Annotated in this window: 25 protein-coding genes; 15 read left to right on the forward strand and 10 right to left on the reverse strand. The window is 73.6% G+C overall.

Going from position 1 to position 26,109, the window contains the following annotated elements; all coding sequences use genetic code 11:
* Positions 1–115: 115 nt before the first annotated feature.
* On the forward strand, positions 116–385 hold the full coding sequence (locus AW27_RS27100; RefSeq protein WP_172671376.1) for a hypothetical protein: 270 nt from the start codon (positions 116–118) through the stop codon (positions 383–385).
* Between the two features lie 52 nt (positions 386–437).
* Here the strand turns inward: AW27_RS27100 and AW27_RS27105 are convergent, their stop codons facing one another.
* The 3 genes from AW27_RS27105 to AW27_RS27115 all read right to left on the reverse strand — a co-directional run bounded on the left by AW27_RS27105 (position 438) and on the right by AW27_RS27115 (position 3,496).
* Positions 438–1,634 carry a CaiB/BaiF CoA transferase family protein gene (locus AW27_RS27105; RefSeq protein ID WP_037925680.1) on the reverse strand — a complete coding sequence of 399 codons (1,197 nt, stop codon included), beginning with the start codon at positions 1,632–1,634 and terminating at the stop codon, positions 438–440.
* Between the two features lie 96 nt (positions 1,635–1,730).
* Complete coding sequence (locus AW27_RS27110; RefSeq protein ID WP_037925682.1) at positions 1,731–2,519, reverse strand: ABC transporter permease; 789 nt, start codon at positions 2,517–2,519, stop codon at positions 1,731–1,733.
* The gene (locus AW27_RS27115; protein WP_037925684.1) at positions 2,516–3,496 is read right to left on the reverse strand and encodes a daunorubicin resistance protein DrrA family ABC transporter ATP-binding protein; all 981 of its coding nucleotides are present in this window, start codon (positions 3,494–3,496) and stop codon (positions 2,516–2,518) included. The genes AW27_RS27110 and AW27_RS27115 overlap by 4 nt, the downstream gene beginning before the upstream one ends.
* 73 nt (positions 3,497–3,569) lie before the next feature.
* Between AW27_RS27115 and AW27_RS27120 the strand changes: the two genes are divergently transcribed.
* Complete coding sequence (locus AW27_RS27120; protein ID WP_037925686.1) at positions 3,570–4,295, forward strand: TetR/AcrR family transcriptional regulator; 726 nt, start codon at positions 3,570–3,572, stop codon at positions 4,293–4,295.
* A gap of 125 nt (positions 4,296–4,420) precedes the next feature.
* On the opposite strand, the gene AW27_RS27125 is transcribed toward AW27_RS27120, so the two are convergent.
* The gene (locus AW27_RS27125; RefSeq protein ID WP_157840306.1) at positions 4,421–5,545 is read right to left on the reverse strand and encodes a type ISP restriction/modification enzyme; all 1,125 of its coding nucleotides are present in this window, start codon (positions 5,543–5,545) and stop codon (positions 4,421–4,423) included.
* 145 nt (positions 5,546–5,690) lie between these two features.
* On the opposite strand from AW27_RS27125, the gene AW27_RS27130 reads away from it, so the two are divergent.
* A complete protein-coding gene (locus tag AW27_RS27130; protein ID WP_037925690.1) occupies positions 5,691–5,891 on the forward strand; it encodes a hypothetical protein in 201 nt (66 codons plus the stop codon).
* 43 nt (positions 5,892–5,934) lie between these two features.
* Here AW27_RS27130 and AW27_RS27135 read toward each other — a convergent pair whose 3' ends face one another.
* Both AW27_RS27135 and hmgA read right to left on the reverse strand, forming a co-directional pair.
* Positions 5,935–6,684 carry a GntR family transcriptional regulator gene (locus AW27_RS27135; protein ID WP_037925693.1) on the reverse strand — a complete coding sequence of 250 codons (750 nt, stop codon included), beginning with the start codon at positions 6,682–6,684 and terminating at the stop codon, positions 5,935–5,937.
* 64 nt (positions 6,685–6,748) lie between these two features.
* Entirely contained in the window at positions 6,749–8,077 is a 1,329-nt protein-coding gene (gene hmgA, locus AW27_RS27140) for a homogentisate 1,2-dioxygenase (protein WP_037925695.1), read from the reverse strand.
* A gap of 217 nt (positions 8,078–8,294) precedes the next feature.
* On the opposite strand from hmgA, the gene AW27_RS27145 reads away from it, so the two are divergent.
* From AW27_RS27145 to AW27_RS27180, 8 genes are all read left to right on the forward strand, one after another.
* The gene (locus tag AW27_RS27145; protein WP_078556849.1) at positions 8,295–10,475 is read left to right on the forward strand and encodes a right-handed parallel beta-helix repeat-containing protein; all 2,181 of its coding nucleotides are present in this window, start codon (positions 8,295–8,297) and stop codon (positions 10,473–10,475) included.
* Between the two features lie 104 nt (positions 10,476–10,579).
* Positions 10,580–11,422 (forward strand): cupredoxin domain-containing protein, encoded by an 843-nt coding sequence (locus AW27_RS27150; protein WP_037926431.1) that lies wholly within the window; start codon positions 10,580–10,582, stop codon positions 11,420–11,422.
* A gap of 250 nt (positions 11,423–11,672) precedes the next feature.
* Complete coding sequence (locus AW27_RS27155) at positions 11,673–12,977, forward strand: hypothetical protein (protein ID WP_052031180.1); 1,305 nt, start codon at positions 11,673–11,675, stop codon at positions 12,975–12,977.
* 35 nt (positions 12,978–13,012) lie between these two features.
* On the forward strand, positions 13,013–13,633 hold the full coding sequence (locus AW27_RS27160; RefSeq protein WP_037926436.1) for a TetR/AcrR family transcriptional regulator: 621 nt from the start codon (positions 13,013–13,015) through the stop codon (positions 13,631–13,633).
* Between the two features lie 255 nt (positions 13,634–13,888).
* Positions 13,889–16,087, forward strand: a complete 2,199-nt coding sequence (locus AW27_RS27165; protein WP_037925697.1) for a molybdopterin-dependent oxidoreductase — start codon at positions 13,889–13,891, stop codon at positions 16,085–16,087.
* Positions 16,088–16,160: 73 nt separating this feature from the next.
* Positions 16,161–17,708 (forward strand): CitMHS family transporter, encoded by a 1,548-nt coding sequence (locus tag AW27_RS27170; protein ID WP_037925699.1) that lies wholly within the window; start codon positions 16,161–16,163, stop codon positions 17,706–17,708.
* Positions 17,709–17,804: 96 nt separating this feature from the next.
* The gene (locus AW27_RS27175) at positions 17,805–19,217 is read left to right on the forward strand and encodes an aldehyde dehydrogenase family protein (RefSeq protein ID WP_037925701.1); all 1,413 of its coding nucleotides are present in this window, start codon (positions 17,805–17,807) and stop codon (positions 19,215–19,217) included.
* Positions 19,218–19,327: 110 nt separating this feature from the next.
* Positions 19,328–20,407 carry a zinc-binding dehydrogenase gene (locus AW27_RS27180; RefSeq protein WP_037925703.1) on the forward strand — a complete coding sequence of 360 codons (1,080 nt, stop codon included), beginning with the start codon at positions 19,328–19,330 and terminating at the stop codon, positions 20,405–20,407.
* Positions 20,408–20,519: 112 nt separating this feature from the next.
* On the opposite strand, the gene AW27_RS27185 is transcribed toward AW27_RS27180, so the two are convergent.
* The gene (locus AW27_RS27185; RefSeq protein ID WP_037926439.1) at positions 20,520–21,170 is read right to left on the reverse strand and encodes a TetR/AcrR family transcriptional regulator; all 651 of its coding nucleotides are present in this window, start codon (positions 21,168–21,170) and stop codon (positions 20,520–20,522) included.
* A gap of 82 nt (positions 21,171–21,252) precedes the next feature.
* Between AW27_RS27185 and AW27_RS27190 the strand changes: the two genes are divergently transcribed.
* From AW27_RS27190 to AW27_RS27200, 3 genes are all read left to right on the forward strand, one after another.
* Positions 21,253–22,404: an acyl-CoA dehydrogenase family protein gene (locus tag AW27_RS27190; protein WP_037925705.1), complete on the forward strand. Its 1,152-nt coding sequence runs from the start codon at positions 21,253–21,255 to the stop codon at positions 22,402–22,404.
* A gap of 80 nt (positions 22,405–22,484) precedes the next feature.
* Positions 22,485–22,772, forward strand: coding sequence for a YiaA/YiaB family inner membrane protein (locus tag AW27_RS27195; RefSeq protein ID WP_037925707.1), 288 nt, complete (start codon positions 22,485–22,487; stop codon positions 22,770–22,772).
* A gap of 150 nt (positions 22,773–22,922) precedes the next feature.
* Positions 22,923–23,561, forward strand: a complete 639-nt coding sequence (locus AW27_RS27200) for a TetR/AcrR family transcriptional regulator (RefSeq protein ID WP_037925709.1) — start codon at positions 22,923–22,925, stop codon at positions 23,559–23,561.
* Between the two features lie 65 nt (positions 23,562–23,626).
* Here AW27_RS27200 and AW27_RS27205 read toward each other — a convergent pair whose 3' ends face one another.
* Positions 23,627–24,088, reverse strand: coding sequence for a MaoC family dehydratase (locus tag AW27_RS27205; protein ID WP_037925710.1), 462 nt, complete (start codon positions 24,086–24,088; stop codon positions 23,627–23,629).
* A gap of 104 nt (positions 24,089–24,192) precedes the next feature.
* On the opposite strand from AW27_RS27205, the gene soxR reads away from it, so the two are divergent.
* Positions 24,193–24,636: a redox-sensitive transcriptional activator SoxR gene (gene soxR / locus AW27_RS27210; protein WP_037925711.1), complete on the forward strand. Its 444-nt coding sequence runs from the start codon at positions 24,193–24,195 to the stop codon at positions 24,634–24,636.
* 25 nt (positions 24,637–24,661) lie between these two features.
* On the opposite strand, the gene AW27_RS27215 is transcribed toward soxR, so the two are convergent.
* Positions 24,662–25,474, reverse strand: coding sequence for a 3-keto-5-aminohexanoate cleavage protein (locus AW27_RS27215; protein WP_236647774.1), 813 nt, complete (start codon positions 25,472–25,474; stop codon positions 24,662–24,664).
* Positions 25,475–25,494: 20 nt separating this feature from the next.
* Positions 25,495–26,076: a hypothetical protein gene (locus tag AW27_RS27220; protein ID WP_037926443.1), complete on the reverse strand. Its 582-nt coding sequence runs from the start codon at positions 26,074–26,076 to the stop codon at positions 25,495–25,497.
* Between the last annotated feature and the right edge of the window lie 33 nt (positions 26,077–26,109).

Consider the following 26,109-nt stretch of genomic DNA (forward strand, 5'->3'; position numbering starts at 1 on the left):
TCAACTCCCCCTCGTGGCAGGGGTAATTCACACCACCGGGATACCCGGGGGCAATGCGGGGACGATAGGGTTAACCTGCCCGGGCCGGGTGCCCTCGTACGGGTGGGGAGAGATCATGGAACAGATAGCAATGCGCAGCAGGCCGCCACGCGTGCCTGCCATCACCTGCGGCAGCAGTGCGACCAGCTCGCGCCTCGACCGCCATCTCGCCGTGCTGGGCGGACCCGCCGTCCCGCACCGGGAGGCCGCGGAGGCGACCCTGCTGATGCGCGAACTCACCTCCCGCGACCATACGCACCGTCTGCGGAGCCGGAGCGCGCGCGTCTCGCTCTTCGCGCCGCTGCGCCGCCTGCGTCGCACGCTCTTCGGCAGCCGCCGCTCGTAACAGCCCTCGCACCCGCGGTCGTTCGCCCTTCCGGGCTCCGGCCGCCCCGGCCCTAAGCGATCACACCGTCCCGGCGCAGTTCCGAGATCCGTGCGCCCGCCATCCCCAGGGCGCGCAACAGGTCGTCGGTGTGCTCACCCAGCGCGGGCACCGCACCCATGTGCGGTGCCGCGCCGCCCGGCAGCCCGATCGGCGGCAGTAGCGCACGCAGCGGACCGACCGGCGATCCCACCTCCCGCCACCGGCCCCGGGCCGCGAGCTGCGGATGCCCGGCCAGCTGTGCCACCGAGTTCAGCCGCGCACAGGCGATTCCCGCCGCCTCCAGCCGGTCGATCGCCTCGTCCGCGCCCAGTCGGCCCAGTGCCTGCGCCACCACCGCGTCGGTCCTCTCCCGGTTCGCGGTGCGCGCCGTATTCGTCGCGTACGCCGGATCCTCGGCCAACTCGGCCCGGTCCAGCACCTGCCGCGCCAGACGCCGCCACTCGCGGTCGTTCTGCACGGACAGCAGCACCCGGTCCCCGTCCGCCGTCGGGTAGGCGTCGTACGGGGCGATCACCGCGTGTGCGAGCCCCGTGCGCACGGGCTGCTCCCCGCCGTGCATCGTGTGGTGCAGCGGGTGCCCCATCCATTCGGCGAGCGCGTCCAGCATCGACACCTCCACCCGGCCGCCGCGCCCGGTGGCGCCGCGGCGCAGCAGCGCGGCCAGCACCCCCGAGAAGGCGTACATGGCGGCCGCGATGTCGGCCGCCGGGATGCCCGCCTTGACCGGCTGCTCCGGAGTGCCGGTCACCGACACCAGCCCCGCCTCGCACTGCACGAGCATGTCGTAGGCGCGCTTGTGGGCGTAAGGGCCTTCTGCGCCGTAGCCGGACACGTCCACGGCGACCAGCCGCGGATAGCGGTCGCACAGCGCGGCCGAGTCGAGCCCGAGGCGGGCGGCGGCCCCCTGGGCGAGGTTCTGCACGAAGACGTCCGCGTCGGCCAGCAGCCCGTGCAGCACCTCGCGGCCACGCGGGTCCTTCAGGTCGAGCGCGATCGACTCCTTGCCGCGGTTCGCCCACACGAAGTGCGAGGCGAGGCCGTGTGCGGTGGTGTCGTAGCCGCGGGCGAAGTCGCCGCCGTCGGGACGCTCGACCTTGATCACCCTGGCGCCGAGGTCGGCGAGCTGGCGGGTGGCGAAGGGGGCCGAGACGGCCTGCTCGACGGCGACGACGGTGATGCCGTCCAGGGGCAGCGGTTCGGTGCTCATGAAGCCCTGCCTACCTGGTCGGACGGGGGTCTGTCACCACCCGGCGGGCGATGTGTGCCGCTGAACGTCCGGGGCGGTCCTTCGTGAGGGCCCGTGTCAGGCTCCGCCGCGGGCGAACCGGCGGGTGGCCGCGGGTACGGACACGGCGAGGAGCAGCGCCGACCACAGCAGTGCCGCGGCCACCGGATGCGCGGCCGGCCAGGCGGCGTCCGCCCCGGCCCGCCCCCCGGTGTTCCCGCACAGCTCGCGCACGGCGGTGGCGACGGCGCTGATGGGGTTCCATTCGGCGACCGTGCGCAGCCATCCGGGCAGGCCGGCGGTCGGCAGGTAGGCGCTGGAGAGCATCGGCAGGACGAAGGTGGCGCTGCCCAGCTGGCCCGCCGCCTCCTCGCTGCGGCTCAGCAAGCCCAGGTACGTGCCCGTCCAGGCGGCGGCGAAGCGGAACAGCAGGAGCACGCCCAGGGCCCCCAGTGCGCCGGGCAGGCCGTTCTCGGTTCGCCAGCCCATCGCCAGCCCCACCAGCATCAGCGGCACCATCGACCCGGCCGTGGTGAGCAGGTCGGCCGCGGTCTGCCCGAGCGGCACGGCGCAGCGGCTCATCGGCAGGGTCCGAAAGCGGTCCGTCACCCCGCGGTGGGCGTCCTGGGCGGCCGTGAACATGCCGGTCATCAGGCCGTTCGCGGCTGTGGCGGCGAGCAGCCCCGGCACCAGGAACTCCCGGTACTCGGAGCCCGGCATGGCGAGCGCGCTGCCGAAGACGTAGCCGAAGAAGAGCAGCATCGTGAGCGGCATGGTCTGGGTGAGGACCAGGAGCGCCGGTGCGTGCCGGGCCTTCTGCAACTGGCGGACGAGGACGGCCCCGCCGTCGGACAGCAGCGTGCTCATGCGGCGGCCTCCTGCTCCCGGCGGGCGGTGCCGGTCACGGCGGGGGATCGGGTGAGGCGCAGGAACACCTCATCGAGGGTGGGCGGGCGCAGGCGCGCGTCGGTGACCGGGACGCCGGCGTCGTCGAGCGCGCGGATGATCCGCGGCAGGGTGATGCCGGCGTCGAGGACGGTCACGGCCACGGTCAGCCGTTCCTCGTCCAGCGCGGGCCGGCCGCCGGTGAGCCGGTCGAGTACCCCGGCTGCGCCGGCGAGTTCCTCCCGCGCGGTGACGGCGACCTCGGCGCGGGAGCCGATCCGCGCCTTGAGTCGGGCGGGAGTGCCGCCCGCGAGGGCCCGGCCCTCGGCGACCACCACGACGTCGTCGGCCAGCCGGTCGGCCTCCTCCAGGTACTGGGTGGTGAGCAGTACCGTCGTGCCCTCTTCGGTGAGTGCGCGCACCGCCGCCCAGATGTGCTCGCGGGCCGCCGGGTCCAGGCCGGTGGAGGGCTCGTCGAGGAAGAGCACCCGGGGCCGGGTGACGAGTCCGGCGGCCAGGTCCAGGCGCCGCCGCATGCCCCCGGACCAGGTGGAGACCACCCGGTCGGCGGCCTCGCCGAGCCCGAAGCGCTCCAGCAGCGCGTCGGCGCGGGAGCGGACCGTGGAGCCCCGCAGCCCGGCGAGCCGCGCGAACAGCCGGAGGTTCTCCCGGCCCGTCAGGTCCCCGTCCACGGAGGCGTACTGGCCGGTCACGCCGATGGTGCGGCGGACGGCCGCCGGGTCCCGGGCGACGTCGTGGCCGGCGACGCGGGCGCGGCCGCCGGTGGGTGCGGTGAGGGTGGTGAGGATCCGGACGGCGGTGGTCTTGCCGGCGCCGTTGGGCCCGAGGAGTCCGCAGACCGAGCCCTCGGGAACGGCGAGGTCGAGGCCGCGCAGGGCGTGGATCCGCCCGTAGCTCTTCTCCAGACCTTCACTAAGTACAGCGTACGTAGTCGTCATGTGCGTCACCGTACCGCATTACGTACGGCGTACGTAACTAAGATGGTGTCGAGACGACGAGGTGATCTGAGCGATGACAGCCGGCGGGCGACCCGCTGAACCCGAAGTGATCTGGTCCCGCCCGCAGCGGGCCGGCCGCGGCCCCAGGCCCGCGCACAGCCGCGAGTCGATCGCGGCCGAAGCCGTGCGGATCGCCGACGCCGAGGGGATCGACGCGGTCTCCATGCGGCGCGTCGCCGCGGGCATCGGCGCGGGGACCATGTCCCTCTACAACTACGTGCCGCGCAAGGAGGAGCTCTACGAGCTCATGGTCGACGCAGTCAGCGGGGAGTACGCGTTCACCGCGCCGACCGGCGACTGGCGGGCCGACCTGCTGGCCCTGGCCCGCCAGACGCGGGCGCTGATGCACCGCCATCCGTGGCTGCCGCGCCTGCTGACCCCCCTGTACGGCTTCAGCCCCAACGCCCTGCGCTACCTGGAGCACAGCCTGGAGTGCCTGGCTCCGCTGGCGGCGCCCGACGGGGAGAAGCTGGAACTCGTCGCCGCCGTCAACGGCAGCGTCGCGACCTACGTGGCGGGCGAGCTGGCACTGGCCGAGCGGGCCCGCGCGTTGCCCTGGAGCGAGGCCGAGGAACAGGCCGTACGGACGGCCTGGCTCGGCTCCCGGCTCGCCACGGGGGAGTATCCGAGGCTGGCGGCGGCCGTCTCGGGCAGCGGTCCGGTCCCGGGAGCGGGCCTGGACATGGACGCGGTCTTCGACCGTTCGGTGACCCGGCTGCTGGGCGCCTGGGCGGCGTAGGCCGCGTCCCGCGGATCAGCGCACCGTCCGCCGTCCGGGCTTCCGGCGGCCCCGCGGTCCGGCGAGCCCGCGGTCCGGCGGCCCCGCGGTCCGGCGCCGGCCCGCCGTACGCGGCGCCCGGCCGGTCACAGCAGGGCGAACTGGCCGCCCGGGCCCTCCTCCTGGTGGTCCAGTACCGAGGCGGGGCGCCGGCTCCAGGCCGGCGGCGGCAGCACCCCGGCCGCGTGCAGTTCCGCGGCCGACAGGCCCGGACCGGGCTCGAAAGCCGCCCGCTCCGGCGCCAGCTCGGCCAACAGCGCCAGCGTCGTCACCAGCGCGAGCAGCTCGGAGGTCCAGTTCTGCGGCCACTCGGCGGGGCCCAGCGCCGCCAGCCCGTCGGCCTCCGGTCCGCGGTGCGCCGTGCGTGCGGCGAACCAGCTCTCCAGCACCCGCACGCCCTGCACCTCGTACTCCCACGCCCCGGCCGGAACGGGCGAGACCGCCCCACCGCCCAGCCCGAGCGTCTCGCTCTCCGCGTCGTACGAGAGCTCGCGCGGCCACCCCCCGACCGCCGACCGCACGTACGGGCGGCGCCCACCGGGCAGTCGGGGCGCCTCCCCGCCGCGCGCCCCGCGCAGCTGGACGGTGAGCAGCCGGTGACCCAGCTCCAGCCCGGCCCGCCAGCGCCCGGGGTCGGCCGCGAGCGGGACCTCGTACCCCCGCGGACCGGGACGGCCGGCCGCCAGGATCCAGCACAGGACGTCCTCGGGGGTCACCCAGCCGCCGTGGCGCTCGCCCAGCAGCGGCAGCAGGCCGGGGGCGAGGTTGGGTTCGGCACCGCCCGGGCGCCGGTGCAGCGGACGGATCGGGCCGACCCGGCCGACCGGAAGGTGCGCGGTGACCAGCAGGTCGGAGATGCCGATGAGGAACAGCTGGTGCTCGTCGCGGACCCGCCAGAGCTCCGGCCGGGCGGTGTCGATGAGCCGCTGGTCGGGCAGGAGCCACTGCTCGTCGAAGGGCTCGCGCAGCACCCGTACGGGGTCGGGGCAGGGCCCGGGCGCATCGGCGAAGCGTGCAGTGGCCGCCGATCGCTGCCCCGGCAGCGCGGCCGCCGAGGTGGCGGGGGTGCGGCTGCGACTCGGCCGGAACAAGCGGTCCCGCTCGGCCCCTTCGGAGTCCGCCAGGAGGGCCCAGCGGGTGCGCAGGGCCGCCGGATCGGGTGCGGTCACCCAGTCGCGGCCCAGGCGCAGGCTGCCCACGGCCCAGGGCATCAGATCGTCCAGCAGCGGGTCCGGCTGCGGTGTGTCAGCGCTCACGCCGCCGATGGTAGCGACGGGCTCCGATGGCCGGGCCGCGTCGAGGCCGAAGAGCTACGCTCCTTATGTGTGGGTACGTGCGGTAGGTACCGTCCGGACGGTGTCGACCGAGTCGACCGAGTCGACCGAGGAGACGGCCATGAGCCAGTACGACGAATACTCGACCCCGTCCCAGGCCGAGGGCGAACGCCTCGACGAGGACATGGACGAGGCGCAGCGCAGGCAGCGCCACCCCCAGACGATGCGCACCACGCCGTCCCAGGCGGAGGGCGAGCGCACCGCCGACGACGAGAAGAAGTGACGGCACGGCGGCCGGGAGCGGCGCGGGTGCGCGCCGCCGCCGTTCAGTGCGCGTCGACCGTCACCGTGAAGGAGAACCGGTCGCCCCGGTAACGGATCCGCGCCACGTCCACCACCCGCCCGTCCTCGCCGTAGGTGACGCCCGTGTAGTGCAGGATCGGACTGAGCAGCGGGACCTGGAGCAGTTCGGCCGTCTCCGGGTCCGCGAGCCGGGCCTCCACGGTGTCCGTGATCCGGCTGATGCGCACCCCCACGACGTCCCGCAGCACCTTCGTCATCGGCCAGCGCTCCAGATCGGTGACGTCGACCGCCTCGGCGAACTCCGGCAGGACCGCGTTCTCCGCCCAGTTGGTCGGCTCGCCGCTCTCGCGGTCGCGTCGCAGACGCCGGAACGTCACCACCTCGGAGGTGTCGGGAAAGTGGTCCAGCAGCTCCCCGGCCACAGGCGTGCGCCCGTGGCCGAGGACGGTGGTGCGCTCGCCCGACTGCTGGGCCACGATCGCGTCGACCGAGCCCAGCAGCCGGACCGGTGTGCTGCGCAGCGCGCCCGCCTCGATGAAGGTGCCGCGCCGCCGGTGCCGGCTGATCAGGCCCTCGCCCTCCAGTTCCTTGAGGGCCTGCCGCATGGTCAGCACGCTCACCCCGTAGTGCTCGGCCAGCTGCTCCTCGGTGGGCAGGCGCAGGGAGGCGTCCGGGGTGCGCCCCAGTATCGAGGCGCGCAGTGACTGCGAGACCTGGTACCAGAGGGGGAGCTTCCGGTTCAGGACCAGCGAGTCGGGGGCGAAGGCGGTCACGGGTGGATCTCCGAACGGCTGGACGGTGGCGACGTGCGGCGCATTGCAGGGTAGGCGGCGCAGGTCAGGCGCGGAAGTGGCGTTGCAGACCCTGCCACACGTCGTCGTACCCGCGCTGGAGGTGGTCGGCGGCGGTGGCCTGGGCGGTGGCGGTGATCGGCCAGCGGGTCTCGAACATGAAGGCCAGGCCGTCGTCGATCTTCTGCGGCTTCAGCTCGGCCGCGCTGGCCTTGTCGAAGGTCTCGTGGTCGGGGCCGTGCGCGGACATCATGTTGTGCAGCGAGCCTCCGCCGGGGACGAAGCCTTCCGCCTTGGCGTCGTAGGCACCCTTGATCAGGCCCATGTACTCGCTCATCACGTTGCGGTGGAAGTAGGGCGGGCGGAAGGTGTCCTCGCCGACCAGCCAGCGTGGAGCGAAGACCACGAAGTCCACGCCCGCCAGGCCCGGGGTGTCCGAGGGCGAGGTCAGGACGGTGAAGATCGACGGGTCCGGGTGGTCGTAGCTGATCGTGCCCAGGACGTTGAAACGGCGCAGGTCGTAGACGTACGGGACGTGCGTGCCGTACCAGGCGACCACGTCGAGCGGGGAGTGGCCGTAGACGGCCGACCAGAGGTTGCCGCAGAACTTGTTGACCACCTCCGTGGGCCGCTCGACGTCCTCGTACGCGGCCACCGGGGCCCGGAAGTCGCGCGCGGCGGCGAGGCCGTTGGCGCCGATCGGGCCGAGGTCGGGCAGGACGAAGGGCTGGCCGTAGTTCTCGCAGACGTATCCGCGGGCGTCGCCGTCCAGCAGCTCGACGCGGAAGCGGACGCCGCGCGGGATGAGCGCGACCTCACCGGGGCCCGCGGAGAGCAGGCCCAGTTCGGTGCGCAGGAGCAGGCCGCCGCGCTCGGGAACGATCAGCAGCTCTCCGTCGGAGTCGCTGAACACCCGGTCCGTCATCGACGCGTTGGCGGCGTAGAGGTGGACGGCCATGCCGGTGCGCTGGGCCGCGTCGCCGTTGCCGCCGAGGGTCCACAGGCCGGCCAGGAAGTCGGTGCCGGGGGCCGGGTCGGGCAGCGGGTTCCAGCGCAGCCGGTTCGGGTCCGCGGGCGCCTCGGTGAAGGGGGCCGTGCGCAGGGTGCCGTTGTCGATCCGGGTGAAGGGCGGGTGCGCGGCCGAGGGGCGGATCCGGTAGAGCCAGGAGCGACGGTTGTGGCTGCGGGGCTCGGTGAAGGCGCTGCCGCTGAGCTGCTCGGCGTACAGGCCCAGGGGTGCGCGCTGGGGCGAGTTGCGGCCGAGCGGCAGTGCGCCGGGGACGGCTTCGGAGCTGTGTTCGTTGCCGAAGCCGGTGAGGTACTCCAGTGCCCCGGCCGTCTTCCGGGCCTGCTCGCTGCCGGCCTGCTCGCTCATGTGCTGCTCCCGCTCCGTCGAAGTAATCCTATGGTCGACAGTAGGATTCAGCGGCCCGCGCGTCAACGGCGCCCCGTCGGCATCCGCCGAGAGCCCGGGATCGGGGCGGGAGGAAACGGCAGGATCCGGGAGGAAGGGCTGCGGGGCGGCCGGCCCGGGGTGCGGATTCAGTCCCGGGGGGATCACAAAAGATGAACATTGCTCTACTCTCACGCGCATGTCGTGGACCCGCAGGTTTCCTGCCGTGCCGGCGGCGCTCCTCGCCGCCCTCCTCGCCCTCCTGTCCCTCTTCGCCGCCGCGCCCGCCGCCCGTGCGCACGAAGAGCGCCCGGTCACCTTCCCGGACGGCTCCGGATCCGTTCCGGAATACCGCGAGACCGACCCCGACCTCATCGTCTGCAAGACCGACCGGCCGGCCTTCGAACGCCGGATATCCGCCTTCCCCGAGGCGCTCAGACAGCGCAACCTCGCCCTGTACGAGCGCTGCGCGGCGAGCGGGTACCGGCACCTCCAGGAGGCCGTCGACGCCGTGGACCGGCCCGGGATGAACATCGCGATCCTCCCCGGCCTGTACGAGGAGGAGCCCTCACTGCCCCAGCCGACGGGGGAGTGCGCCGCGCTTGAAGCACCGGACTCCGCGCTCGGCTACCAGATCCTGTCGTACGAGCAGCAGGTGCGGTGCCGGCACAACCAGAACCTCGTCGCCGTCCTCGGCAAGAGGAACCTGCAGATCGAGGGCACCGGCGCGACCCGCCTGGACGTGGTGATCGACGCCAAGTACCAGAAGCTGAACGCCATCCGCGCCGACAGGTCCGACGGCGTCTACTTCCGCAACTTCACCGCCCAGCGCACCACCTTCAACTCGCTGTACGTCCTCGCCGCCGACGGCTTCGTCATCGACGACGTGCTCACCCGCTGGAACGACGAGTACGGCTTCCTGACCTTCGCCAGCGACCACGGGCTGTACAAGAACTGCGAGTCCTACGGGAACGGCGACTCGGGCATCTACCCCGGCAGCGCCTCTAACATCAACGACGGCCGCGGCTACGAGGTCCCCCGCTACTCCATCGAGATCACGGGCTGCCGCAGCCATCACAACATGGTCGGCTACTCGGGCACCGCGGGCGACTCGGTGTGGGTGCACGACAACGAATTCGACCAGAACATGGGCGGCGCCTCGATGGACAGCGCCTTCCCCGGCCACCCCGGACTCCCGCAGAACCACGCCAAGTTCGAGCGGAACCTGATCCACGACAACAACCAGGACTACTACCGCCACGTCGCCGACGGCACCTGCGCCAAACCGCCCATCGAGCGCGGCTACGAGCGCGGCGTCGTCTGCCCCCAGATCTCCATGCCGCCGGGCACCGGCATCATCACCGCCGGCGGCAACTGGAACCTCTACGAGGGCAACTGGGTGTACGGGCACGAGCGCGCCGGCTTCTTCCTCAGTGCCGTCCCCGCCTTCATCCGCGGCGAGGAGGCCTGGTCGAAGCAGACGGACACCTCCCACCACAACCGGTACGCAGGCAACGTCCTCGGCAAGGACCGGTCCGGCGCCTCGCGCCCCAACGGCATGGACGTCTGGTGGGACGGCCAGGGCAGCGGCAACTGCTGGCAGGACGGACCCGACGGCTCCACCCCCGGCACGGTCCCGCGGTGCGGCGAGCGACGGGGCGACGTCACGGGGGCGTCGGCCCGCCTGGTCGGCGAGCCGGTCAAACTGATCCAGCTCCTCGTCTGCGCGGACTACAACGTCCAGGCGCGCGAACTGCCGGCCGGCTGCGACTGGTACGGGGCGCGCGGACTGGAGCGGGTGGAGACCCAGCTCGCCCTGGGTGTGGCGGCGGTACTGCTGCTCGTCGGCGGGGTCCTGTGGTGGCGCCGCCTGCGCGGCTCCCGCCTGGGCGCCGCGGCCACGCTGCTCGGCCTGGCCGGACTGGCCCTCGACGTGGCCGGCTCGACCATGACCCTGACCTCCACCTTCGTCCCGGCCCTCGCCCTCCTGCTGCTCGGCCTCTGGTGGACGGGGGCCGGCCTGGTGCTGCGGTCCGGCCGCCCCTGGCTGGCGCGCCTGACCCTGCTGCTGGCCGGACTGACGCTGCTGGACGCCTTCGACAAGGCGGTCCTGATGATTCCGTGGACCCCGCTGAGCCCCGCCTGGGTGAGGGCCCTGGTCGCCGTGGTCTGGGTCCTGTGGGCGGTCGCGGCCTCCGCCCGGCCGGGTGCCGCCCCGGCCCACCCCGCCGGTCCGGGCGACGCCCCCGACGGCGACCGCGCCCCGGTCCCGCCCGGCCCTGCCCCGGCCCTGCGCGAGGGCGCGGCGGCCGAGGCGGTTCCGGGAGCCCCCGGAGCCGGGGAGGCCCGGACGCCCCGGGCCGCAGGAGGCCGGCCGTGACCGACCGGACCGACGAGGGGCTCGACGGCCGCGCCCGGTGCGACGCGTGTCGTGCGCCGCACCGCCCGGCCCGCGGGCCGCGCCGAACCGCCCGCACCGCGGCCCTGCTCGCCCTCGCCCTGCTCCTCGCGGGCGGCGCGGCGACGGGCTGCGGCGGGCGGGCCACCACCCACCACAAGCCCGGCACCAGCCACGAGCAGGCCTCCGGCAGCGTCGGTACCCTGCTCGCCGCCGCCGACGCGGCCGGCCACACGCTCCGTGAGGTCCCGGCCGAGGGGGCTCCGGACGTCCGACTTGCCCTCCGCCCCGATTCCGAGGACGGCTGGAACCTTCAGCTGACCGTGAACAACTTCCGCTTCACCCCCGACAGCACCGGCGGCGCCGCCCTCCCGGGCGCCGGTCACGCCCACCTGGAGCTCGACGGACGCAAGATCGCCAGGTTGTACGGCCCCTGGTTCCACCTGCCCGCGGCCCAGGTCCCCGAGGGCGCGCACACCCTGACCGTCCGCCTCTACGCGGACGACCACACGGCCTGGGCGGTCGCCGGCAAACCCGTCGAGGCCGCGGCCCGGCTCACCGCCCCGCCGCCGGGCGCGTCCGGCGGCCACCACCACGGTCAACCCCCCGGGCCGCCACCCCAGCAGCCGCCGTCACCCCAGCCGCCGACACCGGGCCCGGAGCAGCCGGACCGCACGGTCACCATCACCGTCCGCGGCGGCAAGGTCAGCCCCGCCCCGGCCCGCACCGAGCTGCGGCGCGGCGAACGCGTCGCCCTGCGCGTCACCAGCGACCGCGCGGACACCCTCCACGTCCACGGCTACGACAAGGAACTCGCCCTGCCGGCAGGCCAGGAGGCCACCCTGATCCTGACGGCCGACCGCACGGGCCTCTTCGAGGTCGAGACCCACGAGACCGGCCTCGTCCTGACCCAACTCCTCGTCCGATGACGGCCCGCCACGCCCCGCCCGCGGCCCGCGCCCTACTCGCCGCCCGTTCCGTATCCGCCGTCGACGTCCCGGCCCTGCCGACCGCGCCCGCACCGGCACCCGCACCGGCACCCGCGCCCGCACCCGGGCCCGGGCCCGCACCCGGGTGCGGTCGAGGTCCTGGTCGCGGGCCGCAAGGCCGAACCGTCGGCGGTACGCGGTGCCCGGCGGTCCGACGGTGAGCCCGGCTCCCTTCGGCCACGGCCGGGACGTGATCCTTCACCCGGCCGAGCCGTTCACCGTGCTCGCGCACGGCATCGGATCCCGGCACGATCTGCCGATCTCTCCCTTCTACGCGTTCGCCGGGGCCTTCGCCGCGCTATTCGTCTCCTTCCTCGCGCTCGGCCTGCTCTGGTCCACCTCCCGCTTCCGCGGCGAGCGCTCGGGCCTCGCCCTGCCCGCCGCCCTCCAGCGGGCGGCCGCCGCACCGGCCACCCGGACCGCCCTGCGCGGGCTCGGACTCGCCGCCGCGCTCCTCGTCCTGCTGCACCTCCTCCTCGGTCCCGACGACCCCGCGCGCAACCCCGCTCCCGGTGCCGTCTACGTCCTCCTCTGGGTCGGACTCGTACCCGCCTCCCTCCTCCTCGGCCCCGTATGGCGCCTGCTCAACCCGCTGCGCACCCTGCACCGCCTGCTCTCCCTGGCCCTGCGCCGCCCCCGTACCGGCCGCCACCCCCTTCCCACCCGGCTGGGGCTGTGGCCCGCCGCCGCCGGACTGTTCGGCTTCACCTGGCTCGAACTCGTCTCGCCCGATCCCGCATCCACCACCACCCTCCTGATCGCGCTCACCGCCTACACCACCGCCCAACTGCTGCTCGCCGCCCGGTACGGCGAGAGCTGGTTCGCCGAGGGAGATGCCTTCGAGGCGTACTCCACCCTCCTCGCCCGCCTCTCCCCCCTCGGCCGCCGAAGCGACGGCCGTCTCGTCCTCCGCAACCCCTTTCACGGACTCGACGCGACGCCGGAGCGGCCGGGACTCCTCGCCACCGTCTGTGTCCTCCTCGGATCCACCGCCTACGACGGCTTCTCCGACAGCCCCTCGTGGATCAACACCCTCCAGACCTCCCCCCTCGGCCACACCCCCGCGGCCACACTCGGACTGCTCGGCTCCATCGCCCTCGTCGCCACCCTCTACTGCCTGTGCGCGATGGCCACCCGTCTCGTCAGCGGTCCGCACCCCGGCCCGCTGACGGCCTTCGCCCACTCACTCGTCCCGATCGCCCTCGGCTATCTCATCGCCCATTACTTCTCCCTTCTGGTAGTCGAAGGATCACGCACGGTAAGCATGGCATTCGGCACTGACAACGTCCCGGAACCCGTCCCGCCCTTGGGCCCCGGGGGTCTCGCCGTCCTCCAGGTCGTCGCCGTCGTCGCCGGCCACGTCCTCGGCGTCATCGCCGCCCACGACCGTTCGGTGCGCCTCTTCCCGCCGGCGAAAGCCGTGGCTGGACAGCTGCCGCTGCTCGCCTTGATGATCGTTTACACGATCGGGGGCCTCGGCCTCCTGTTGAACTGAGGCCCCCGCCGGGCCCGGAAGCGAGGAGCGGCATGATGGACCACGTGCCTCCCGCCCACTCCCTGCGCCGTACGCCGATCCAGCAGCGCAGCGCCGACCGGCTCGCCCGGATCCTCGACGCCTGCGCCGAGCTGCTGGACGAGACCGGGTACGAGAACCTCAGTACCCGAGCCGTCGCCCTGCGCGCCGGCGTGCCGATCGGATCCGTCTACCGCTTCTTCGGCAACAAACGGGCCATGGCCATCGCCCTCGCCCACCGCAATCTGGACCGTTACGCCGACGGCATAGCGAACCGACTCAGCAGCCTCCCCGCCACCGACTGGCGACCGGTCGTGGACGCCGTACTGGACGAGTACCTGGCGATGAAGCGCAGTGTGCCCGGCTTCGCGCTCGTCGACTTCGGTGTGCCGGCGCCGCCGGTCGGGGAGCCCGAACCGGATCCCAACCACCAGGTCGCCGACCGCCTGACCGAACTGCTCTGCGGACACCTGGGCCTCACCCCCGACGCCGCACTGGAGCGGGCCGTCCTCGTCGCCGTCGAAGCCACCGACGCCCTCATCCAACTGGCCTTCCGGGCCGACCCGGCGGGGGACCCGGGGATCGTCGACGAGACCCGCGCGATGATGCACGCCTACCTGGCCCGAGTGCTGGGCTGAGCCCGCCCGGGCGTCCCACCTCCCCGGCCCCGGCGTCCTGCCTTCCCGGCCCGGCGCCTCCACCCGCCTCCGCGTGCCGTCCCGGCTTCCGGGGTGCCGCCCCGCCCCCGGGGGCCGTTCACGGCCCCGCCCGCATGCGCGCCGGCCGGCCGCGTGGCACGCGAACCAGGTCCGTTCCCTCGCCACCGTGCCTACCGGTCGGTATGCTCGGTGTTCCCCGCATCCCGTGCCGCAGCCTGCCGCCCTGGAGGGCCCATGCCCCGCACCGCCCTGCGCATCTGCCCCCTCTGTGAAGCCACCTGCGGCCTCACCCTCACCATCGAGGGCACCGCGGTCACCGGTGCCCGCGGCGACCGCGAGGACGTCTTCAGCCGCGGCTTCATCTGTCCCAAGGGCGCCGCCTTCGGCCAGATCGACGCCGACCCCGACCGCCTGCGCACCCCCCTCGTCCGCCGCGACGGGCAGCTCCGGGAGGCCACCTGGGAGGAGGCCTACGATGCCGTCGCCGCCGCCGTACCCCGCCTCGCCGGGGAGCACGGGCCCCAGTCCGTCGGCGTGGTCCTCGGCAACCCGAACGTGCACACCATGGCCGGCGCCCTCTACCCGCCGCTGCTCCTGAAGGCCCTCGGCACCCGCAACCTGTTCACCGCCAGCACGCTCGACCAGATGCCCAAGCACGTCTCCAGCGGCTTCCTCTTCGGCGACCCCCTGGCCATCCCGGTCCCCGACCTCGACCGGACGGACTTCCTGCTCCTCCTGGGCGCCAATCCGGTCGAGTCCAACGGCTCGCTCTGTACGGCCCCCGACTTCCCCGGCCGCCTCAAGGCCCTGCGCGCCAGGGGCGGCACCCTGGTCGTCGTCGACCCGCGCCGCACCCGGACCGCCGCACTCGCCGACCGCCATCTCGCGCCGCGCCCCGGCACCGACGCACTCCTGCTCGCCGCCCTCGCGCGCACCCTGCTCGTCGAGACGTCCGCCACCCCCGGGCCGCTCGGGGAACACCTCGAAGGACTCGGGGAACTCGGCGCAGCTCTCGGGAGTTTCACCCCCGAGGCCGTCGCACCCGCCTGCGACCTCACGGCCGACGAGATCCGCGGCCTCGCCCGCGAGCTCGCCGCCGCACCCACCGCCGCCGTCTACGGACGGATCGGCAGCTGCACCGTCGAACACGGCACGCTCGCCAGCTGGCTGGTCGACGTACTGAACATCCTCACCGGCAACCTCGACCGGCCCGGCGGGGTCCTCTTCCCGCTCTCCGCCACCGACCGCGCCCCCGGGCCGGCCGGCCCCGGAAAGGGGTTCGCGGTCGGCCGCTGGCACAGCCGGGTCAGCGGACATCCCGAGGCCAAGAGCGAACTGCCCATCGCCGCTCTGGCCGAGGAGATCGAGACACCGGGGGAGGGACGGATCCGCACCCTGATCGCCATCGCCGCCAATCCCGTCCTCTCCGCACCCGACGGCGACCGCCTCGACCGGGCGCTGGCCGGCCTCGACTTCATGCTCTCGGTCGACCCGTACCTGAACGAGACCTCCCGCCATGCCCACGTCGTGCTCCCGCCACCACCGCCTGCGCAGAGCGCGCACTTCGACTTCGCCTTCAACGCCTTCGCCGTACGCAACCAGGCCCGCTACTCACCGCCCGCGGTCCCGCTGGAGGAGGGGCGGATGGACGAGTGCGAGATCCACGCGCGCCTGATCCTCGCGGTGTCGGGGCTGCACGGAGCCCCGCCGGCAGCCGTCGACGAGCGCGTCATCTCCGACGCGCTCGCCCGCGCCGCCGCGGACGCCCGCTCGCCACTGCACGGCACCGACCCGTCCGCGCAGGCGGGCAGGCTGACCGGACGTACGGGCCCGGAGCGGCGGCTGGACATGATGCTGCGCCTCGGGCCGTACGGGCTCGGCCTCGACGACCTGCTCAAGGCGCCGCACGGCATCGACCTGGGCCCGCTGCGGCCCCGGCTCCGGGAGGTGCTGAAGACGCGCAGCGGCAAGGTCGAGCTGCTCCCGGAGCCGATCGCGGCCGAGCTCCCCACGCTGCGCGCGGCGCTCGCCGACCGCCCCGCCGCCCTGGTCCTCGTGGGCCGCCGCCACTTGCGGTCCAACAACAGCTGGCTGCACAACGTCCCGGCCCTCACCGGAGGTTCCAACCGGTGCACCCTCCAGGTCCACCCGCAGGACGCGGCGCGGCTGGGTCTCACCCACGGAGGCCGGGCCAGGGTCGCCGGCGACGGCGGGAGCCTGGAGGTCCCCGTCGAGGTCACCGACGCCGTCCGCACGGGAGTGGTGAGCCTCCCGCACGGGTGGGGCCACGACCGCTCGGGCGCCCGGCTCGGCGTCGCCTCCGCCGTCCCGGGCGCCAACGTCAACCAGCTGCTCGACGGGACCCGGATCGACCGCCTCTCCGGCACGGCCGTACTCAACGCCTTCCCCGTAGAGCTGACACCTCTGCCCTGAGCTGGGGTTTTGCTCATACTGCTCACGCGCTGACGTCTTGTTGGCCACAGGGGGCGGCTCCTACCGTCCCCCCATGCTGACCTTCCTCGGCTTCGCCATGATCGCGACCTTCCTGGTCCTGATCATGATGAAGAAAATGTCGCCCATCGCGGCGCTCGTCCTCATCTCCGCACTGTTCTGCGTGTTCGCGGGGAAGGGCGCACACCTCGGTGACTACGTCATCGAAGGCGTCGGCAAGCTGGCACCGACCGCCGCCATGCTGATGTTCGCCATCGTCTACTTCGGCCTGATGATCGACGTCGGACTCTTCGACCCGATCGTCAGAGGCATCCTGCGCTTCTGTGGGGCCGATCCGTTGCGCGTCGTGGTCGGCACGGCCGTTCTCGCCGCGATCGTCTCCCTCGACGGCGACGGATCGACCACCTTCATGATCACCGTCTCGGCCCTGTATCCGCTCTACAAGCGGCTGGGTCTCAGCCTGGTCGTCATGACGGGCGTCGCGGCCACGGCCAACGGCGTCATGAACACCCTGCCCTGGGGCGGCCCCACGGCCCGCGCGGCCACAGCCCTCCAGCTCGATGCCGCCGACATCTTCGTCCCGATGATCCCGGCCCTCGCGGTGGGCCTGCTCTTCGTGTTCGCCCTGGCGTACGTCCTCGGGCTGAAGGAACGCCGCCGCGTCGGAGTGCTCGCGCTTCCCGGCCGGGAGGCTCCCGGGGGTGTCGGGGGCCCCGCGGACGCCCGCGAGGACCTGGTCGGTGCCGCGGCCGGAAGCGCCGCCGGGCCGGTCCCCGTCGGACCCGCGGTGCCGGGCGCGGCCACCCGGCCTGCGTCCGCCGCCGACCCCGTGTCCGCCGGCGGAAACGCCGACTCAGCGCAAGCTCCCGCCCCCGACACGGGCCCCGGGACCTCCCTCGGTTCCATTCCCGGTTCCGTTCCCGCCTCCCTGCCCGGCGCCACGCCCGGGGACGAGGACGGCTTCCGGGGCCTCGACCCCGACCGGCCCACCCTGCGCCCCCGCCTCTACTGGTTCAATGCCGGCCTGACCCTTGCCCTCCTCACCGCGATGATCATGGAGTGGCTGCCCATCCCGGTGCTGTTCCTGCTCGGCGCCGCCCTCGCTCTCACGGTCAACTTCCCGCACATGCCCGACCAGAAGGCCCGGATCGCCGCCCACGCCGACAACGTCCTCAACGTCGCCGGCATGGTCTTCGCAGCCGCCGTCTTCACCGGGGTCCTCAGCGGCACCGGCATGGTCGAGCACATGGCCGACTGGCTCGTCGGCGCCGTCCCCGAGGGCATGGGCCCGCACATGGCGCTGGTCACCGGCCTGCTCAGCCTGCCGCTCACCTACTTCATGTCCAATGACGGCTTCTACTTCGGGGTCCTGCCCGTCCTGGCCGAGGCCGGCGCCGCCCACGGGGTCTCCGCGGTCGAGATCGCCCGTGCGTCCCTCGTCGGCCAGGCACTGCACATGTCGAGCCCACTGGTTCCCGCCGTCTACGTCCTGGTCGGCATGGCCAAGGTCGAATTCGGCGACCACACCCGCTTCACCGTGAAGGGGGCGGCCCTCACCTCGCTCGCCGTCCTCACGGCGGCGATGCTTTTCGGCATCATCTGACCCTTGCCGCCTCCGCCCGGCGAAACCGCCGCCGCCCGTTTGTAGGGTGGCGGGGAGGTCGGATCCACGCGCACGCGCGCACTCGGGAGGAATGCCATGAAGGCCCAGGACGGGATGTACATCGACGGCGCATGGCGGCCTGCCGTCGGGACCGGCCGGATCGACGTCGTCAACCCGGCCGACGGCCAGGTCATCGCCCAGGTCCCGGCCGGCACCGAAGAGGACGTGGACGCGGCCGTGCGCGCCGCCCGCGCGGCCCTGCCCCTCTGGTCGGCCACGCCTCCCGCCGAGCGGGCCGCCCTGATCGGCGCGCTCCGTGACGCGCTCCAGGCCCGCAAGGCCGAGCTGACCGAGACCGTCACCTCCGAACTCGGCGCCCCGCTGCCCTTCGCCAAGGCCGTCCACGTCGGTTCGTCGATCGCCGTGGTCTCCACCTACGTCGAGCTCGCCGCCTCGTACTCCTTCGAGGAGCGCATCGGGAACTCCACCGTCCTCATGGAGCCGGTCGGTGTGGTCGGGGCCATCACGCCCTGGAACTATCCGCTGTACCAGGTCGTTGCAAAGGTGGCGCCCGCTCTCGCCGCCGGCTGCACCCTCGTCCTGAAGCCGGCGGAGGACACCCCGCTGACCGCGCAGCTCTTCGCCGAAGCCGTGCACGAGGCGGGGATCCCGGCCGGAGTCTTCAACCTGGTGACCGGCACCGGCCCCGTCGCCGGCCAGGCCCTGGCCGCCCACGAGGGAGTCGACTTCGTCTCGTTCACCGGCTCGACCGCCGTCGGCAAGCAGGTCGGCGCCACGGCCGGCGCCGCCGTCAAGCGCGTCGCCCTCGAACTGGGCGGCAAGTCGGCGAACGTCATCCTGCCCGGGGCCGACCTGCCCAGGGCCGTCGCGGCGGGCGTCGGCCACGTCATGAACAACACCGGCCAGAGCTGCAACGCGCTCACCCGGATGCTCGTCCACCGGGACCAGTACGAGGAGGCCGTCTCGCTCGCGGTCGCCGCCGTGGCCGACCACCCCACCGGCGACCCGCGCGCGGCGGGCACCCGCGTCGGCCCCGTCGTCAACGCCAAGCAGTACGAGCGCGTCCGCGGTTTCATCGCCAAGGGCGTGGAGGAGGGCGCGCGCCTGGTCGCGGGCGGACCGGAAGCGCCGCACGAGCAGGGCTACTTCATCTCCCCGACCGTGTTCGCCGACGTCACCCCCGACATGGCCATCGCCCAGGAGGAGATCTTCGGCCCCGTGCTGTCGATTCTGGCCTACGAGGACGAGGAGGAGGCCCTGCGCATCGCCAACGGCACCGTCTACGGCCTGGGCGGCGCCGTCTGGGCAGCGGACGAGGAGACCGCCGCCGCCTTCGCTCGCCGCATGGACACCGGGCAGGTGGACATCAACGGCGGGCGCTACAACATCCTCGCGCCCTTCGGCGGTCACAAGCAGTCGGGTGTCGGCCGCGAGCTGGGCCCGCACGGCCTGGCCGAGTACCTCCAGACCAAGTCCCTGCAGTTCTGAGCCGCAGCACCCGCGCCACCCGCGCCACCCGCGCCGGCCGCAGCACCCGCCCCGCCTGCGCCGTGCGCAGTCCCGCATCCGCCCCAGCACCGAAAGTCGAGACGACGCCCATGGTCCGCGCCGCCATCCTGCCCGCCGTCGGAGCACCGCTGGAGACCAGGGAGATCGTGCTGCCCGATCCCGGTCCCGGGCAGGTCCGCGTCAGATTGGCCGCGGCCGGCGTCTGCCACTCCGACCTGTCGCTCTCCGACGGCACCATGCGGGTCCCGGTGCCCGCCGTCCTCGGCCACGAGGGCGCGGGCACGGTCCTCGCCGTCGGGGAGGGCGTCACCCACGTCGCTCCCGGCGACGGCGTCGTGCTCAACTGGGCTCCGTCGTGCGGGAAGTGCCACCATTGCGGCATCGGCGAGGTCTGGCTCTGCGCGACCGCACTCGCCGGGGTCGGGGACGTCCACGCGCACGACGCCGCGGGCGTCGCACTGCATCCCGGGCTGAACGTGGCCGCGTTCGCCGAGGAGACCGTCGTCGCGGCCAACTGCGTGCTGCCCGCACCCGCGGGCATCCCGCTCGCCGAGGCCGCCCTGCTCGGTTGCGCCGTCCTCACCGGCTACGGGGCCGTCCACCACAGCGCCCAGGTCCGTCCGGGCGAGTCGGTCGCCGTCTTCGGCGTCGGCGGAGTCGGCCTGGCCGCGCTCCAGGCCGCGCGGATCGCGCAGGCGGGCCGGGTCGTCGCCGTCGACGTGTCACCGGCCAAGGAGGAGCTGGCACGCGCGGCCGGAGCCACCGAGTTCGTGCTCGCCTCGGACACCACGGCCCAGCAGATCCGTGCGCTCACGGGCGGGCACGGTGCGGACGTCGCCGTCGAGTGCGTCGGCCGGGCCGAGACCATCCGCGGGGCCTGGGAGTCGACCCGCCGCGGCGGTCGCACCACGGTCGTCGGCATCGGCGGCAAGGAACAGCGGGTCACCTTCCACGCGCTGGAGATCTTCCACTTCGCCCGCACCCTCACCGGTTGCGTCTACGGCAACAGCGACCCGGCGCGCGACCTCCCGGTGATCGCCGAGCACGTCCGCGCGGGCCGCTTCGACCTGGGCGCCATGGTGACCGACCGGATCACCCTCGACGACATTCCGGCCGCGTTCGATGCCATGCTCGCGGGCACGGGCGGTCGCTCGCTCGTCGTCTTCTAGGCGCGGACCAGCCAGAGCGCGGACGCGCGACCCTCCGCGCCGGGCCCTGCCGTCTGTCGCCGGTCCTGCCGTCTGCCGCCGGGCCCTGCTGGCCGCCGCGCCCGAGCGGGAGTCAGCCGCCGCGGCTCGCCTGCGTCAGCGCCTCGTACTGCAGGGCCAGTCCGTCCAGCAGTGCCTGCAGGCCCGTCTCGAACGCGCCCTCGTCCACCTCGCGCTGCCGCTCGGCCAGCAGGTGCGCCTGGCCCAGGTGCGGGTAGTCGGCCGGGTCGTAGGCCGCGCGGTCGTCCACGAAGCCCCGGGCGAAGGACCCCACCGCCGAGCCCAGGATGAAGTACCGCATGAGCGCGCCGATCCGGGTGGCCTGCGCAGCCGGCCACCCCGCTTCCGTCATGGCGCCGAATACGGCGTCCGCGACCCGCAGCCCGGCCGGACGGCGCCCGGGCCCGCGTGCCAGCACCGGCACGATGTGGGGATGGTCCGCGAGGGCGTCCCGGTACGAATGCGCCCACGCCTGCAGGGACGCCCGCCAGTCGGTCCCCCCGTCGAACATCGACAGGTCGACCCGCGAGCTCACCGCGTCGGCCACCGCGTCCAGGATCTCGTCCTTGGTGCGGAAGTGGTTGTAGAGGGAGGGGCCGCTGACCCCGAGGGCGGCCGCCAGCCGCCGGGTCGACACCGCCTCCAGCCCCTCCGCGTCGACCAGCGCCCCGGCCGCCTCGACGATCCGGTCCCGGCTGAGAAGGGGCTTGCGCGGTCTGGCCATGCGCCACATAGTAAAGCCTGCCCACCGAAAACTACCGGTGCTAGTTAAAGCGCCGGCCGCCACCCGCCCGGAGGAGGTCCCGGTGAACCTGGAGCTCAGCGAGGAGCAGAGCGCCGTACGCCGTCTCGCCCGCGAGTTCACCGAGCGCGAGATCGTCCCCCACGCCGCCGAGTGGGACCGTGCCGAGAGCGTGGACCGGGCCATCGTGAAGAAGCTGGGCGCGCTCGGGTTCCTCGGCCTGACCGTCCCCGAGGAGTACGGAGGCTCGGGCGGCGACCACCTCTCCTACGCCCTCGTCACCGAGGAACTGGGCCGCGGTGACTCCGCGGTGCGCGGTATCGTCTCCGTCTCCCTCGGCCTGGTCGCCAAGACCGTCGCTGCCTGGGGCACCGAGGAACAGAAGCGGACCTGGCTGCCCGGCCTGTGCTCCGGCGACGCACTCGGCTGCTTCGGGCTGACCGAGCCCGGTACCGGTTCCGACGCCGCGAACCTCACCACCCGGGCCGTGCGCGAGGGCGACTCGTACGTCCTGCACGGGACCAAGACGTTCATCAGCAACGGCACCTGGGCCGACGTCGTGATCCTCTTCGCCCGCACCGGCGAGGAGCCGGGCCACCGCGGCGTCTGCGCCTTTCTCGTCCCCACCGGCACGCCCGGGCTGACGCGCCGCGAGATCCGCGGCAAGCTCGGCCTGCGCGGCCAGGCCACCTCCGAACTGGTCCTCGACGGCGTCCGCGTGCCCGCCTCCGCGATGCTCGGCCCGGCGGACAAGGGCTTCTCGGTGGCCATGTCGGCACTTGCCAAGGGCCGCATGTCGGTCGCCGCGGGCTGCGTCGGTATCGCGCAGGCCGCACTGGACGCGGCCGTCTCGTACGCCGCTCACCGCGAGCAGTTCGGCAAACCCATCGCCCACCACCAGCTGGTCCAGGAGCTCATCGCCGACATCTCGGTCGATGTGGACGCGGCTCGGCTGCTGACCTGGCGTGTCGCCGACCTCGTCGACCGAGGGCGGCCCTTCGCCACCGAGTCCTCCACCGCGAAGCTCTTCGCCTCCGAGGCTGCCGTGCGTGCCGCGGGCAACGCCCTCCAGGTGCACGGCGGTTACGGCTACATCGACGAGTACCCGACCGGCAAGCTGCTCCGTGACGCCCGCGTGGCGACCCTGTACGAGGGCACCAGCCAGATCCAGAAACTCCTCATCGGACGTGCCCGCACCGGGGTTTCCGCCTTCTGAGTCGCCCGCGGGCCCGGCTGAGTATCCGCATGAGTATGTGCGCGGATGTGCTCTCCAGCGGCCGGCCCGATGCTCGACGCATGAACGAGACACCGGTCAAGCAGCAGAGCACGGGGGCGTACTACGGACAGGCCGTCGCCTCCTTCGCCGTCGCCCTCGTGGCCGTGGCCGTGGGGATCTACCGCCTGGAGGCGGACGGCTGGGTCCGCGCCTTCCTCGGGATCGCGGTCCTCTACCTCACCACCTCGGCCTTCACGCTCGCCAAGGTGATCCGCGACCGCCAGGAGGTCACACAGATCGTCAGCCGCGTGGACCAGGCAAGAATGGAGAAGATGATGGCCGAGTACGACCCCTTCGCTCCAAAGTAACCGAAATTACCGAAATATCCGAAGCGGCCGAAGTGGCCGAGGTGGCCGAGACGGCTGCACGGGCCGGACCGGCGGGCGCGAACGACCTAAGCGCTTGCTCACCTTCCGTGTAGGGTGTTCACTTCCGAACGGTGAAGAGGTGAGTGGGCGATGGACAGCGCGGAGGACACGGCCGACGGCTACCGGCCGTGGTCCGAGGTCACCCCGGACGCCGCACGGCGGCTGCTCGTCGCCGCCGTCGCCGCCTTCGCCGAGCGCGGTTACCACGCCACCACCACGCGTGACATCGCGGGCCGCGCCGGCATGAGCCCGGCCGCGCTCTACATCCACTACAAGACCAAAGAGGAACTGCTCCACCGGATCAGCCGCATCGGGCACGACAAGGCGCTGGAGATCCTCACCACCGCCGCCGACGGCCCGGGCTGCGCCGCCGAGCGCCTCGACGCCGCCGTGCGGTCCTTCGTGCGGTGGCACGCCGCGCACCACACCACCGCTCGCGTGGTCCAGTACGAGCTCGACGCCCTGGCTCCCGAGCACCGCTCCGAGATCGTGGCGCTGCGGCGGCAGAGCGACGCCGCCGTGCGCCGCATCCTGGCCGACGGTGTCGCGGCGGGGGAGTTCGCCGTCCCCGACGTGCCGGGCACGACCCTCGCCGTGCTGTCGCTGTGCATCGACGTGGCCCGCTGGTTCAACACGGAGGGACGCCGGACGCCCGACGAGGTCGGCGCACTCTACGCCGACCTCGTCCTGCGCATGGTCGGCGCGCGGCCGGACCCCCGGGTGCGGTAGACCCGCCGAGCCGTGGACCCGCCAGGGGTGAACCCTGCAAGCGGCAGCCCCGACGGGCGCGGTCCTCAGAAGTAGTAGCGTGACACCGACTCCGCGACGCACACCGGCTTCTCGCCGCCCTCGCGTTCCACGGTCACCGTGGCGGTGACCTGTACGCCGCCGCCGGCCTCGGCGACCTCCGTGATCACGGCGGTGGCGCGCAGCCGTGAGCCGACCGGCACCGTCGCCGGGAAACGCACCTTGTTCGTACCGTAGTTGAGGCCCATCCGCATGCCGTCGACCCGCATCAGCTGGGGAACCAGGCTGGGCAGCAGGGACAGCGTCAGATAGCCGTGCGCGATCGTGGAACCGAAGGGTCCGGTCGCCGCGCGCTCCGGGTCCACGTGGATCCACTGGTGGTCGCCGGTCGCGTCCGCGAAAAGGTCGATCCGCTTCTGGTCCACCTCCAGCCACCCGCTCGGGCCGAGCCGTTCGCCGATCCCGGCGCGCAGCTCGTCGGCGGACGTGAAGACCCTCGGCTCGGCCATGCCTGTTCCTGTCTCTCGCGGACCACTGACGGACGAATAAGCGCTTGCTCAGCATGCTGGGACCGCATGTGTATGTCAACGGACCTCCGACTACCCTCGGCCGGGTGCCGCAGATTCCCGAGAAAATCCACGAACTCACCGTCGGCCAGCTGTCCGCCCGGAGCGGCGCCGCCGTCTCCGCGCTCCGCTTCTACGAGGCCAAGGGGCTGATCAGCAGCCGTCGCACCGCCGGCAACCAGCGCCGCTACACCCGTGACGCGCTGCGCCGGGTGGCCTTCGTCCGTGCGGCCCAGCGGGTGGGCATCCCGCTCGCCAGCATCCGCGAGGCGCTCGCGCAGCTCCCCGAGGAGCGCACCCCCAACCGTGAGGACTGGGCCCGCCTGTCCGAGGCCTGGCGCGCCGAGCTCGACGGAAGGATCGGTCGACTCACCCGCCTGCGCGACCACCTGACGGACTGCATCGGCTGCGGCTGCCTCTCGATGGAGACCTGCGCCCTGTCCAACCCCGACGACGTCTTCGGCGAACGGCTCACCGGCTCGCGGCTCTGAGGTGCCCGCCGCCGGCCCGGCCCCCTCAAGGAGCGTGGTCCGGCGCTGTGAGCCCGGCCTGGTCGGCAGGGCGCCCGCCAGGGGCATGTGGTTCCGGGCCGTGGTTTCTTGGCAGCAACTCCCTGGCCGCCGACACCAGTTCGGCATTCGACCGGGCCGGCCGCCCGTCCGGCAGGTGGAGGACGTCCCCTACGCCGGTACGTGCAGCCGTACCGCACCGGGCAGCCAGCCGCAGCGCCGGCCACGAGGCGCCGTCCCGGCCGAACAGCAGGAGCGTCTCCGGGGGCAGTCCGCGCAGACCGGCCGGCAGGGCGGGCCCGGTCGCCGGCCCGTCCTGATGCCCCGAGGTGATCTCGGCCACCACCCGGACCCCGCCCCCGCGGCCGCCCGGGCTCCGTGCCAGCCAGGCCCGCAGCCGCTCCAGCGGCTCCGGACCGGCCCGCAGGCCCAGCGGGGCCACCGCGTCCACCCCGACGCCCCGCGCCAGCAGCGCCTCGGCGAGCCCGGCGGCCCCCGGGTCCGCGAAGTGGACCACCGCCCGGTCCGGCAGCACCGTCCAGGCGCCGACCCGCGCCAGCCGCTCCGCCGGATCCGCCTCGGCCGCGATCCCCGCCGGCACCGCCAGCGGTACGCCCACCCCCGCGCCCCGCAGTGCCTCCAACACCGGCCCGACCACCCGAGGCGAGAGACTCTCCCGCCCGCACGGCGTCCGCGGGTGCACGAGCACCTCGCCCGCCCCGGCGGCGACCGCCCGCACCGCCGACTCCGTCAGATCCTGCGGCGACATGGGCACGGCAGGGCCGTCACCGGCGCAGCGCGAGCCGTTCAGTGCCACCACGGCAGGCCGACCCCCACCCCTCACGCGGCGTCCGTCGCAGGGAGGTCCGCCAGGGCCGGTCTGGGCACCACGATGCCGCAGCCCGCGCACACCGGCCCGTCCCAGGCCAGAGCCCCCTCCCAGGGGCCCATCGGGCGCATCTCGGGCCACCGCAGTTCGGTGTCCCCGCAGACCGGACACGCCGTTCCCGGCTCCGACTCCAGCGCCCGGACCAGCCGCCGCAGCACCTCGCCCAGCGGCCCCTCCGGCCGCACCCCCGGGTCCGCGCAGCGCACCACCGCGTCCCCGCTTCCGCCCCACGCCCACTCCGGCCGGCGCAACCCGTGGTGCTTCTCCCGCCGCCGTCGCTCCGCGAACTGGCGCTCGTACTCCAGCCAGACCGTCCGCGCGTCCTCCAACTCCTCCAGCGCGGCCACCAGCCGCAGCGGATCCGCCCCGCGGTCCTCGGGGGCGATGCCGTGCCGGTCGCACAGGTGCCACCACGTGGCCCGGTGCCCGTAGGGTGCGAACCGCTCCAGACAGCGACGCAGCGAGTGGCGCCGCAGGGCCCGGTCATTGCGCGCGTCGCGCACCTGATAGGCCAGACTCCGGAATCCCGCCATCACACCATCACCTCCGCCGATGTGCCCAACATG

The organism is Streptomyces sp. PCS3-D2 (assembly GCF_000612545.2).
GTDB lineage: Bacteria > Actinomycetota > Actinomycetes > Streptomycetales > Streptomycetaceae > Streptomyces.

Excerpts from the sequence above, each read along its gene's own strand:
- AW27_RS27100 (WP_172671376.1), top strand. The coding sequence starts at position 116 with ATGGAACAGATAGCAATGCGCAGCAGGCCGCCACGCGTGCCTGCCATC.
- AW27_RS27105 (WP_037925680.1), bottom strand. The coding sequence starts at position 1,634 with ATGAGCACCGAACCGCTGCCCCTGGACGGCATCACCGTCGTCGCCGTC.
- AW27_RS27110 (WP_037925682.1), bottom strand. The coding sequence starts at position 2,519 with ATGAGCACGCTGCTGTCCGACGGCGGGGCCGTCCTCGTCCGCCAGTTG.
- AW27_RS27115 (WP_037925684.1), bottom strand. The coding sequence starts at position 3,496 with ATGACGACTACGTACGCTGTACTTAGTGAAGGTCTGGAGAAGAGCTAC.
- AW27_RS27120 (WP_037925686.1), top strand. The coding sequence starts at position 3,570 with ATGACAGCCGGCGGGCGACCCGCTGAACCCGAAGTGATCTGGTCCCGC.
- AW27_RS27125 (WP_157840306.1), bottom strand. The coding sequence starts at position 5,545 with ATGCCCTGGGCCGTGGGCAGCCTGCGCCTGGGCCGCGACTGGGTGACC.
- hmgA (WP_037925695.1), bottom strand. The coding sequence starts at position 8,077 with ATGAGCGAGCAGGCCGGCAGCGAGCAGGCCCGGAAGACGGCCGGGGCA.
- AW27_RS27145 (WP_078556849.1), top strand. The coding sequence starts at position 8,295 with ATGTCGTGGACCCGCAGGTTTCCTGCCGTGCCGGCGGCGCTCCTCGCC.
- AW27_RS27160 (WP_037926436.1), top strand. The coding sequence starts at position 13,013 with ATGGACCACGTGCCTCCCGCCCACTCCCTGCGCCGTACGCCGATCCAG.
- AW27_RS27165 (WP_037925697.1), top strand. The coding sequence starts at position 13,889 with ATGCCCCGCACCGCCCTGCGCATCTGCCCCCTCTGTGAAGCCACCTGC.
- AW27_RS27170 (WP_037925699.1), top strand. The coding sequence starts at position 16,161 with ATGCTGACCTTCCTCGGCTTCGCCATGATCGCGACCTTCCTGGTCCTG.
- AW27_RS27175 (WP_037925701.1), top strand. The coding sequence starts at position 17,805 with ATGAAGGCCCAGGACGGGATGTACATCGACGGCGCATGGCGGCCTGCC.
- AW27_RS27180 (WP_037925703.1), top strand. The coding sequence starts at position 19,328 with ATGGTCCGCGCCGCCATCCTGCCCGCCGTCGGAGCACCGCTGGAGACC.
- AW27_RS27185 (WP_037926439.1), bottom strand. The coding sequence starts at position 21,170 with ATGGCCAGACCGCGCAAGCCCCTTCTCAGCCGGGACCGGATCGTCGAG.
- AW27_RS27195 (WP_037925707.1), top strand. The coding sequence starts at position 22,485 with ATGAACGAGACACCGGTCAAGCAGCAGAGCACGGGGGCGTACTACGGA.
- AW27_RS27200 (WP_037925709.1), top strand. The coding sequence starts at position 22,923 with ATGGACAGCGCGGAGGACACGGCCGACGGCTACCGGCCGTGGTCCGAG.
- AW27_RS27205 (WP_037925710.1), bottom strand. The coding sequence starts at position 24,088 with ATGGCCGAGCCGAGGGTCTTCACGTCCGCCGACGAGCTGCGCGCCGGG.
- AW27_RS27220 (WP_037926443.1), bottom strand. The coding sequence starts at position 26,076 with ATGGCGGGATTCCGGAGTCTGGCCTATCAGGTGCGCGACGCGCGCAAT.